The sequence below is a fragment of the Mesorhizobium sp. LjNodule214 genome, assembly GCF_964252735.1.
GTDB lineage: Bacteria > Pseudomonadota > Alphaproteobacteria > Rhizobiales > Rhizobiaceae > Mesorhizobium.
This window is the reverse complement of sequence record NZ_CAXUPE020000011.1, coordinates 1-10,220: the sequence shown is the minus strand read 5'-3', so window position 1 is coordinate 10,220 and position 10,220 is coordinate 1. Positions and strand designations below refer to the sequence as shown.

The window sequence follows — 10,220 nt, the reverse complement described above, 5'->3', positions numbered from 1 at the left end:
GATCTCTATATAAACAACGCTTATACTCCGGATAACCCAGTTGCTCGACAGCTTGCCGATACCTGCGAACCCGGCGGCAGCTAGAGCGACAAGCGTAGCAAGCAAGAATTGGGCGCATGTGACCAAGGTCCCCTGTAAGAGCGCCTGGCCATAGCTTTGAAGAAACTCCAAGATTGACATTCGCCATCCTGCGTCAGACACGGCCGGGAGGCAAGCCTCCGGCCGTGTCTGCGCGGTCAGCGGTTGGCGCAAACCCACTCCGCACTCTTGTCATTTGGCAGCAGCTTTGCGTCGTAGCCATAAGGCTCGACAGCCTTCATCATCTCGGGAGTACCGATGTACTTTTTCTGAGCCTCGTTGAACTTCTCCACAAAGTCCTTGTCTGACCCTCGGAAGGCTATGCTCACCCAGTTTTGAGTTGATTCCGGCATTGCATCCGGGTCTGTCACCTCAAGTTTTCCACCCGATTTTCCAGCCACAGAGCGAGACAAGAGGTATCCCGATGCCCCGGCATCTGCTCGTCCCGCCTCGACCGCTGCAAGAATTTCCGTCTGTCCCGGCACTTGCATGATCTGAGCTTCCGGAACACCTGCCTTTTTCGCTTGCTCTATATTGCTATATCCTATGCCAGTCACCATAGTCGCGCTCTTGGCAGCAATATCTCCATAATTGTGCAGCCCTTTAGGGTTGCCAGCTTTGACGATAAGCGCGTCTGTCACTTTCGCCAAAGGCTCGGAGAACGTAACGCTTTGGCACCTTGATTTAAGGATGTAGAGACCCCCCGTAGCCATATCAAACCGTCCAGACTGCAGTCCCGGTATAAGTCCGCCCCAATCTGTCACGACGGTCTCTACGTTTTCGTAACCCATCTGCTTAAGCACGCCGAGAGCAATCGCGTTTACGAATCCTACCGGGTGACCATTACTGTCCGGAAAGGCGAACGGCTCTTCGTTCGCGAACCCGATGCGGATCGACTTGCCGCTGGTGATGCGGTCGGTCAATTCTCCTGCGTGGACCTGTAACGTGGCAGCCGCGACGGCGAGGCCGAAGCCAGCCGCAATGTATGAAAGTCTGTTTTTCATTTCTCGTTCCCTTCTTGTTTCGTTGAATTATCGAGCAACGCCCGAGATGGACGTTTCAAGCTTTGTAGAAGCGTTTTTTGCAGAAGCTGATCTCCTATTTGGTTGAGTATACAAACCGGTGTCGAGCGATTGCGCACGCTGCGGGCCCGCCAAGCGTTTCTTGCCCAAGGTCAATGGGCGCAAATCATCAGTCGATGACGACCAAGCGGCGCTCCACATCGCAGAAGCGCTGGCCACCTTTCGCTGTGACCACGAACGGTTCTGAGACCGCTGCGCCAAAATCGTCGAGCCACACTCCGGACTGGAAGTGGAAGCACATTCCCTCCTGCAATTGCGTTGTTTCACCCGCGCGAATGCTGATAGTGCGTTCGCCCCAGTCCGGCGGGTAACCAACACCGATCGAGTAGCCGACGCGGCTGTCTTTGCTGTAGCCATTCCGTTTCAGTATACGTTGGAACACGGCGGCTACCTCTTCGACGGCAACGCCCGGCTTGGCCGCTTCGAGTGCGAGATCGCCTCCCTCAACGATCACGGATGCTAGACGCGAGATTTCTTGTGGCGGCTGCCCGACGTGAATCGTGCGGGTGAGCGGCGTGTTGTAGTGGCGGCGTGCCGCGCCAAGCTCCATCACCACTAGGGCTGACTCGGGGATCGCCTGGCCGGTCCATGTGAGGTGGCAAGTGCTTGTCCCCTCACCAATTTGGATTAGTGGACACAGACCAGTGTAGTCGCCGAACTTGCCCTCGCCTAAAATCTGATTGCGGTAAATATCCCCTACGACCTCATGGTCGCGTACCCCGGGCTTGAGCTTCGCAATCGCCTCCCGCATTGTTCTGCTGATGATGCGGCCCGCTTCTCGCATATAGACAAGCTCGGCTTCTGACTTGACGAGCCTCGCCCAGTTTACAAGCTCCCGACAGTCCGAGATCTTCGCATTGGGCAGGCCTCTAACGAGGTGCTGATGGGCCCGCGCGGTGTAGTAGTGCGTGTCGAGCTCGACGCCGATGCGGTCGAAACCCCAGCCCTTGGAATTGATGAGCCTGCACAAATCATCGAAAGGATGATTTTCCGGATGGTGAACCAAAGCCTCCGAGAATCCGACGATGTTGTCGGCCGGCAGGTTCGTTGTAACAGTAGCCGACTTTGCGTCGATCGGGCGCCCGAACCAAAGAGGCATATCCTCGTTGACATGGATTAACACTGCCTGCGGCGTGTAGAAGGACCAACTGTCGTAGCCGGTAAGCCAGTACATATTGGCTGGATCCTGGCAGATGAGGAGATCCAGACCAGCTTTTTGCATCCGCTTCTTGGTGTCCTGGACGCGTCGGTCGAACTCCTCACGCAGAAAAGGTTTTTGGTAGCTCATGCATAGGATCCTTCTCGAAATTGAGCATGTGCCCTCTTGAGTTCGCCCCAGGGTGCGGCCAAGGGCAACCGCAGGCGACGCCCGGAAATCTTGATGCCCATTCTCACTCTGGCATCCCTTACTTCCCAGTTTTGCTTGTGTTGCGGGAGCTCAGGCGAGCATTTGTCTCAAGTCATTCTCAGTCAAATGCAGTGTTTATATCGGCATCATCTCGCTTCGAGATGCCGGGGCCCCGCACATGAAATTGTGCGTTGAAGAATGCCGCTGGATTCGATTAAGGGCGCCCAAAACACCGGAATATGGACCATCTGGACCCCGATCGTGCACATATGGAATTCCTCTTCGGCTTGGGCGCCGAGCTGATGTCAGGGCGAAAAATCAGGTTATAATCAGAGACACGTTGGGCGCTGGGCACCGGCGCATTCTGTTACGACAATCATGGCGGCGCGCGACAGCTTGTATGTCGGGGCACTGCTGCCCGCCGGCCCGATAAGCCTCCTCACCGTCGACGCGTTGTGATGTTTTCACCCCTGTCCGCACGTGCTGGCTCCGGTGGAGGAAAAGCCCTTGCCCTGGCGGAGTCAGGAGGCCCTTCTCGAGCCACAGCGCTTACCAGGCGAAGACAATGGCCGAGGTCGCTCAACTTGTTCAATCTCCCCCCTGCCGTCGCTGGGTGTCCCGATCTACGCGCAAAGGGAAGATGCCCGAGATCACGATGTCCTTCGGCCAGCCAGGTGTCGCCAGGTGCTGCACTTTGATGTGTATGTCCGCCTGAGAGATCTTGCATCCTTAACCGGACGTTCCCTTGATCCGGTCGTTCGACGCCCCACCATGGTTCTACTAATCCTCCAGGCTCCGCGCGGTGAATAGAGCACTACCTTCGCCTCGCCGCTTATCACGGTCGCAATCTCGGGTGCCGATCTCGGCGCGTTCCCGCTACAGAGTCACCATCACGATCATTCTGATGCGTCGGTCGGTGACCCTTCCAGTAATGGTCACATTCCCGTAGTGCGTTCTGCTGGAGCAACGCTGCATTAGACCACCTGACGGCGCAGAAATACTGCGGCCATGGTATGCAGATCAGCGGAAATCAGAGCATATCTGACAATAATTTATTGGCCACAATTAGTCCGCCTTAGCCCCTTCGCCCAAGCTCCAACAGGTTTCAAATGGCCAGCAAACTACCATCGCATGTCGAATACGTTGTCATCGGAGGCGGCATTATCGGCCTCTCGATAGCCTATCACCTGACACGTCTCGGCCACCGGGACGTTCTGCTTCTGGAGCGCGACCAACTGACATGCGGCACGACCTGGCATGCTGCGGGCCTCGTAACGCAACTCCGCGCCAACGAAACCATGGCCAAGCTCGCCCAATACTCTGCGGATCTGTTCAGGGACCTAGAAAATCTAACCGGTCAGGCAACTGGTTTTCGGCAAACCGGCTCCATCACTGTCGCCGCGACCCAGGACCGCCTTGAAGAGCTTAAGCGCGGGTCTTCGATGGGCCGCTCGTTTGGCCTGGACGTGGAGATGATAAGCGCTGCGGAAGCCCAACGCCGCGTTCCAATGCTTAATGTCAGTGATGTCCTTGGGGCGGCATGGATCGCTTCCGACGGGATGACCAACGCTATCGATACTGCCCGTGCTTTCGCAACTGGGGCGCGGCAGGGTGGAGCAACGATCCTTGAGCGGACACCTGTCACACGCATCCTCGTCGAGAAGGGCCGTTTTGTCGGCGTGGAAACCAGTCAAGGAACGGTCCGTGCTGAACACGCGGTCATCTGCACCGGCCTGTGGACGCGGAATGTGGCTGCTGAACTTAACTGGTCGGTGCCGTTGCAGGCCGCCGAGCATTTCTATGTTGTCACCGAGGCAATTTCCGACCTGCCCCATGATCTGCCGACGATCCGCGATATGGACGCGCGGGTCTATGCAAAAGCCGACGCCGGCAAACTGCTCGTGGGCTTCTTCGAGGCCAATGGCAAACCTTGGGGCATGAATGGCATACCGCAGGATTTCAGTTTCGATTCGTTGCCCGAAGATTTCGACCACATCGAACCATATCTCTCTGCGGCCATCGAGCGCATGCCTATCCTGGCAAATGTCGGCCTTCAGCTGAATTTCAATGGCCCTGAGAGCTTCACGCCTGATAACCGGTTCCACCTCGGGCCATCACCTGAAATTCAAGGTCTGTATGTCGCCTCTGGATTCAATTCCTGCGGTATCGAATCCTCGGGTGGTGCGGGCAAGGTCATGGCAGAATGGATGTCGACAGGATTGCCGGCGGGAGACTGCTGGGAAATGGACGTCCGTCGATCAATGCCCTTCCAGCGGAACAGGCGGTATCTGTACGACCGCACGGTGGAGGCGGTAGGCAACCTCTGGGCACTTCATCTGCCGCATAAGTCAGCGAAGACGGCACGCAACGTTCGCGTGTCCCCCCTGCACGGCCGCCTGTCCGCAGTCGGCGCGAATTTCGGTGAAAGCGCCGGTTGGGAACGCGTTCAATGGTTTGGTGCGCCTGGATCACCGAATGAAAATCATGCAACGTTTGGCCGGGACGAATGGTTCGAGCGAAGTGGCGCGGAGCATACGGCCACCCGCTCCAGTGTCTCTCTGTTCGACCAAACCTCCTTCGCGCACCTTCTGGTGCAGGGGTCGGATGCCCTTGCGCTGCTACAGCGCTTGTCCACGAACGACGTGAACGTCGCCGTCGGCCGCGTTGTCTATACGCCTTGGCTGAACGAGCGAGGCGGTATGGAGTCCGACGTCACGATCGCGCGCATCAGTGACGAGGAATTTCTTGTCGTGACAGCGGCCGTCCAACGCACCCGTGATCTCGCCTGGCTGCGCTTGCATGCCAAGGGAGCTGGCCACGTCTCAGTTGCCGACGTCTCATCCGGTTACACGACTCTTTCGGTGATGGGTCCGCGATCGCGTGAATTACTGGAGCGCGTCAGCCCTGCGGATTTTTCCAACGAGGCATTTCCCTTCGCAACGGCTCGTGAAATCGAGGTCGGGTATAGCCTCGCACTCGCATTCCGGATGACCTTTGTCGGCGAGTTGGGCTGGGAACTTCACATCCCGACCGAACAGACGCTAGGGGTCTATGACGCCCTGGTGGCCGCCGGTGCCGATCTCGGCCTACGCCACGCCGGATATGTCGCTCTCAACACGCTTCGCCTGGAAGCGGGCTACCGTGACTGGGGTGCAGATGTCGGTGATGAGGACACGCCGTTGGAATCGGGACTGGGCTTCACGGTTGCGTGGGATAAACGTGAGGATTTCATCGGACGCGCTGCACTGGAGGCCCAGCGGGGCAAACCCTTGCGCCGACGGCTGGTCCAACTCGCTGCCCCGGATGCCAAATCGTTGATGTTCGGGACCGAGCCTGTCTGGCGTAACGGCAGCCTTGTCGGATACCTTCGCTCGGCTGGATTTGGCCATACTGTCGGTTGTGGCCTCGGCATGGGGTATCTCAGGGCAGAAGCCGGGGTGACGGCTGATTGGCTGTCCGAAGGGTCATTCGAAATCGAGATCGCTGGCAAGCGCTATTCCGCCATAGCTTCTCTGCGGCCATTCTATGACGCCGGACGCAGCCGCGTGAAAGGCGAGCGGCGCTCCGCGGAGGAGCTGGTCACCAAAGAGCTCCTCAAGGCCTGAGACTAGACTACGCAATCTTGGACGACCGAGCTGCGCTTCTGGTCGAGGGCGCGCATTGCATCGGGTCGCGGGATAAAGATGCCCACACGTGCCTCTCGGCAAGGATGTTGTTGTGCTACAGGCCAGCTTAATGCTGGCCTCGCTGGCATCGGATCCTGATAGGCCGAATAGAAACGACGCACATTATCGCAAAGGACTCAACAGCCTCAGCTAGAGGGGAACGGTACTGTGCTCTGGCTTGCATAGGTCGAACGGTAGTCTACCGGCCTTATCGCACGCTGACCATGCTCGGCCAGGTGCGTGGAGCAAACTGGCTACTTCTCTTGAATTTGTACAGCACAAGATGCCGGATTGTCATGTCTCGCGATGCGCGGCTAGTAAGCTAGCAACGCTGCGTACCTATCCCAATGGGCGCGCGGGATACGGGATTATGCAGCGTTATTAGGCCAAGCCGCCTTCCACCAAGTTTACCCAGTAGCCGATCCCGTAAGGGATTGCATTGTCATCAAAATCGTAGGTCGGATTGTGCAGGCCCGCGGTAGGTCCGTTGCCGAGGAATAGGAACGCGCCAGGTCGCGCCTGCAACATGTAAGAGAAGTCCTCCGAGACCATCACCGGCTTGACCTGTTCGTTGACCGCCTCTCGCCCGACAAGAGCCCGCGCGGCTGCGGCTGCCAATTCGGTCGCCGCTGTATGGTTGAACGTCAACGGCTCGAGACGCCGGTGTCGATATTCCACTTTAGCCCCGAAAGCTGCCGCGATATTTTCAGCGCAGACCTTGATTTGTTTTTCCGCAAAATCACGTAATGCCGGCGATAGGCTCCTAACCGTTCCGCCCAGCGTCACAGAGTCTGGTATGATGTGGTAGGATTCACTACCGGTGAACTTCGGCACGGACACAACGAGCGCTTCCGTCGGATCGAGGTTTCGGGAAACCAAGGTCTGGAGCGCCGTGATGATCTGTGCTCCGACTACCACCGGATCTATGGTAAAATGAGGCGTTGCAGCGTGTCCGCCCCGGCCCGTGACAATGATGTCAAACTCGTCGAGTGCCGCCATAATCGATCCGTCGCGAATACCGAACCTGCCCACGTCAATGCCTGGCATGTTGTGCATACCGAAGACTTGGGAGATATTGAACCTGTCCATCAAGCCTTCTTGTACCATTCGGCCGGCGCCCTGCCCGTCTTCCTCTGCGGGCTGGAAAATGAGCGCCACCGAACCTTTGAAGTTCCGAGTGGCGGAGAGATGCTTAGCGGCACCCAGCAGCATGGCGGTGTGGCCGTCATGACCGCAGGCGTGCATCTTCCCCTCGATCTGCGAAGTCCAGGGCTTGCCGGTAGCCTCGACGATCGGCAGTGCGTCCATATCCGCACGCAGGCCAATCGTCGGTCCGTCCCCGCCTGCACCTTGGATTACCGCGACGACACCGGTCTCGGCGATGCCCGTCTCGATATGGTTTATCCCGAAGGAAGCAAGTTTTTCGGCGACGAAGCGGGCGGTGTTGTGCACGTTGTATCCGAGTTCCGGATTCTGGTGGAGGTGATGGCGCCAAGCGATAGCCTCACCATGAATATCCCGGAAATCATCGACGCTGCGCATTCTTGTCTCCTGCACCAAAATGAGCAGACCCGTGCCTCGGGTCTGCCAGCTCGAACCACATCTGCGCCGCCGGCTCTCAGGGGCACCCTAGATGCGCGGTTCCGCGTATTTTGTTCTATCGCTGGAAAGCTTCCAGGGATGAACCTCTACAGTCAAATGCATTGTGTGTATCGACCCCATCTCGCTTCGAGATGAGGCAAAATCCCCTCGTTCGCAAAGGACCTCTAGATTATCGGCGGTCGGCTAGTCGTCTTGGTTATTCGGCAAGGTTCCCTGAACTGACCGAGGTACCCCGCGGCGGGTTGAACTTGCAGAACCTCCTTGACAAAACGTCACCTTCATTGCCGCCCCCGTTCACGAAGTATGGCGTCAGACAGTTTCTCGGCAACCATAATCGTTGGGATGTTGGTATTTGCTCGCGGGCAGAATGGCATCACCGAAGCATCGGCGACTCTTAAACCCGATAGTCCATGAACGCGCCCGGTTGGATCGGTCACGCTGTTTGGATCACGAGCAGATCCCATTCTGCAAGTTGAAGTGGGATGAAAGTTTCCAAAAACGTTTTGTCGTACGAAGCTATCAAGAAGCTCCTCACTATTTAGAAGGTCCGAGATGCTGCGACCATCAGTGATTGCAAACCTGATCAGGCTTCGCCGAAGCGAAGAGGAACCATCCATAAGGGCTGCGAGAAAAGAGGTGAGACCGTAGTTCAAACGGTTGTACTTGCCGATTCGCTTTGCTCGTCCAGTCCAGGTGGAAGGAAAGGGGTCAAGGGCCGTATCCGCCAAGGCCTTATGATTAACCAGTCTCGCAACGAATCGAAATGCGTTTTTCAACCGCTCAGCGTCGCGTTGATCACTCAACATATCGAAATTCACTTCTGGCTCAACGAGGTGAGACGAACTCTTGAGCGAGACAGTTCCTGTCGAATAGACACGATTAACCCAGAAATTCAGCGTCCCTAAACGTTTGCCAACGGGATGCCACGCAGATTTCGCAAGAACTGAGATGGCCATATCGGTAGGCGGGCAACCGTCGTGACCGGAAGAATACCGGGCATGCATCTGGATATATCCGGTCGCGGTCGGCGACATCCGATCCTCCGGTCTCAAGTAAGCCGATATGGCGACCCCGGCATGCTCCTGGAGATTTTTTCCAACCCCTTCAACATTTGCGACAACTTGAATGCCGACCTCTGATAACACTCTTCCCGGACCAATACCGGATCGCATTAGTATCGCAGGCGAATGAATAGCGCCCGCACATAGAACAACCTCTGGGGCGCTATAAGATTGGTGACCGGCCTTACTCTCAGTATCGACGCCCGTTATTTGTCGACCTGAAAAGGCGAGTTTTATGACCGCAGTCTCTGACAAAATTCTGAGATTCGGCCGAGCACGGACACTCTCTGGCAAATAGGCCATCGCGGCTGATACGCGGCGACGGTTGAGGTTTGTGAGTGGAACAACTGAGTGGCCATCGCGGAACTCACCGTTAAAGTCTGGCCGAAAGGGTATATTTTCATCCTCTAGAGCCGTCGAGACGGCATTGACGAATCCTGACCACTCTCTTTTGTCGGCGCGGCTAATCGGCAGCGGCCCGCTATTGCCATGGAAGTGATCGCGAAAATCCAGATCGCATTCGAGTCGGCGGAAATATGGCAATACGCCTTCCCAGTCCCAACCCGTTGCCCCGGTGCACGCCCACTCATCATAGTCGGCGGGGCCACCCCGGTTGGCGACCTGAGCGTTGATACTGGAGCCTCCCCCAATGACCCGAGCTTGCTCGTAGTGCACGCGGTTGCCATTTCGGGCGACGGCTGCAGTAAGCGATGGCCATTGATATCGCTGATTGTAGTAAGCGCGCGTGGGGTTGCCGTCGAGAATATCGTCAGGAATTTCGTTCGGGGGGAAGTCAGGCCCAGCCTCGATGAGCAACACCCGACTGCCATTGGCCGACAACCTGTTCGCCATGACGCATCCAGATGAGCCGCCACCTACAATTATATAGTCAAAGAGCAACTATTCCTCCCCATCCTGTGGCTGCAGGCTAGCACAATGTTGAAGCGAAGATCTGCGAATGAAACCGCCTTTCGGCGCGAAAGCGGCGATTGTTTGCAAATTCCGCAGAAACACGCTGAACTACCCACGAAGGGAGCCAATTCCCTCCGCTTGAAGGCGTTAACGAAGTCTGTCAGACGCCATGCGGGAAGAGTTTCGATCCGCCCGATGAGCGGCAGGAAATCCGGTGCGTCGTCTTTTAACTCTTTCCACCCATTTCGGGTCTTCGCATTTCGTCAACTGCTGCTGGTGGAACTCAAGCCGATGCAGTGGCCCGCCTTTCGCCAATGCTGTCTCGAGGCCGCGGCAACTCCTAGCAGTGCTGACGCGTGCCTTTGAAAGCGCGGTGGACGGCTGCGCATACGTCGGGCAACCGACGGCAGAGCGAGTGCATTTTCCGGATAAACCAGCCCGCTAACAAGACCATGTTAAAGGTTCATGCCCC

Annotated in this window: 5 protein-coding genes and 1 pseudogene; 1 reads left to right on the top strand and 5 read right to left on the bottom strand. The window is 57.0% G+C overall.

Features of this window, described 5'->3' with window-relative positions; all coding sequences use genetic code 11:
• The 3 genes and pseudogenes from ACSQ3Z_RS37185 to ACSQ3Z_RS37175 form a co-directional block, all read right to left on the bottom strand.
• Positions 1–180 (bottom strand): annotated as a pseudogene (locus ACSQ3Z_RS37185) (hypothetical protein); the annotation flags it as partial.
• A gap of 56 nt (positions 181–236) precedes the next feature.
• Entirely contained in the window at positions 237–1,082 is an 846-nt protein-coding gene (gene ehuB, locus ACSQ3Z_RS37180) for an ectoine/hydroxyectoine ABC transporter substrate-binding protein EhuB (protein ID WP_436176021.1), read from the bottom strand.
• Positions 1,083–1,269: 187 nt separating this feature from the next.
• Complete coding sequence (locus ACSQ3Z_RS37175; RefSeq protein WP_436176020.1) at positions 1,270–2,448, bottom strand: M24 family metallopeptidase; 1,179 nt, start codon at positions 2,446–2,448, stop codon at positions 1,270–1,272.
• 1,169 nt (positions 2,449–3,617) lie between these two features.
• On the opposite strand from ACSQ3Z_RS37175, the gene ACSQ3Z_RS37170 reads away from it, so the two are divergent.
• Positions 3,618–6,113, top strand: coding sequence for a GcvT family protein (locus tag ACSQ3Z_RS37170; RefSeq protein WP_436176019.1), 2,496 nt, complete (start codon positions 3,618–3,620; stop codon positions 6,111–6,113).
• Between the two features lie 441 nt (positions 6,114–6,554).
• Here the strand turns inward: ACSQ3Z_RS37170 and ACSQ3Z_RS37165 are convergent, their stop codons facing one another.
• Both ACSQ3Z_RS37165 and ACSQ3Z_RS37160 read right to left on the bottom strand, forming a co-directional pair.
• Positions 6,555–7,715 carry a M20 aminoacylase family protein gene (locus tag ACSQ3Z_RS37165; protein WP_436176018.1) on the bottom strand — a complete coding sequence of 387 codons (1,161 nt, stop codon included), beginning with the start codon at positions 7,713–7,715 and terminating at the stop codon, positions 6,555–6,557.
• A gap of 338 nt (positions 7,716–8,053) precedes the next feature.
• A complete protein-coding gene (locus tag ACSQ3Z_RS37160) occupies positions 8,054–9,736 on the bottom strand; it encodes a GMC family oxidoreductase (protein WP_436176017.1) in 1,683 nt (560 codons plus the stop codon).
• Between the last annotated feature and the right edge of the window lie 484 nt (positions 9,737–10,220).

Excerpts from the sequence above, each read along its gene's own strand:
- ehuB (WP_436176021.1), bottom strand. The coding sequence starts at position 1,082 with ATGAAAAACAGACTTTCATACATTGCGGCTGGCTTCGGCCTCGCCGTC.
- ACSQ3Z_RS37175 (WP_436176020.1), bottom strand. The coding sequence starts at position 2,448 with ATGAGCTACCAAAAACCTTTTCTGCGTGAGGAGTTCGACCGACGCGTC.
- ACSQ3Z_RS37170 (WP_436176019.1), top strand. The coding sequence starts at position 3,618 with ATGGCCAGCAAACTACCATCGCATGTCGAATACGTTGTCATCGGAGGC.
- ACSQ3Z_RS37165 (WP_436176018.1), bottom strand. The coding sequence starts at position 7,715 with ATGCGCAGCGTCGATGATTTCCGGGATATTCATGGTGAGGCTATCGCT.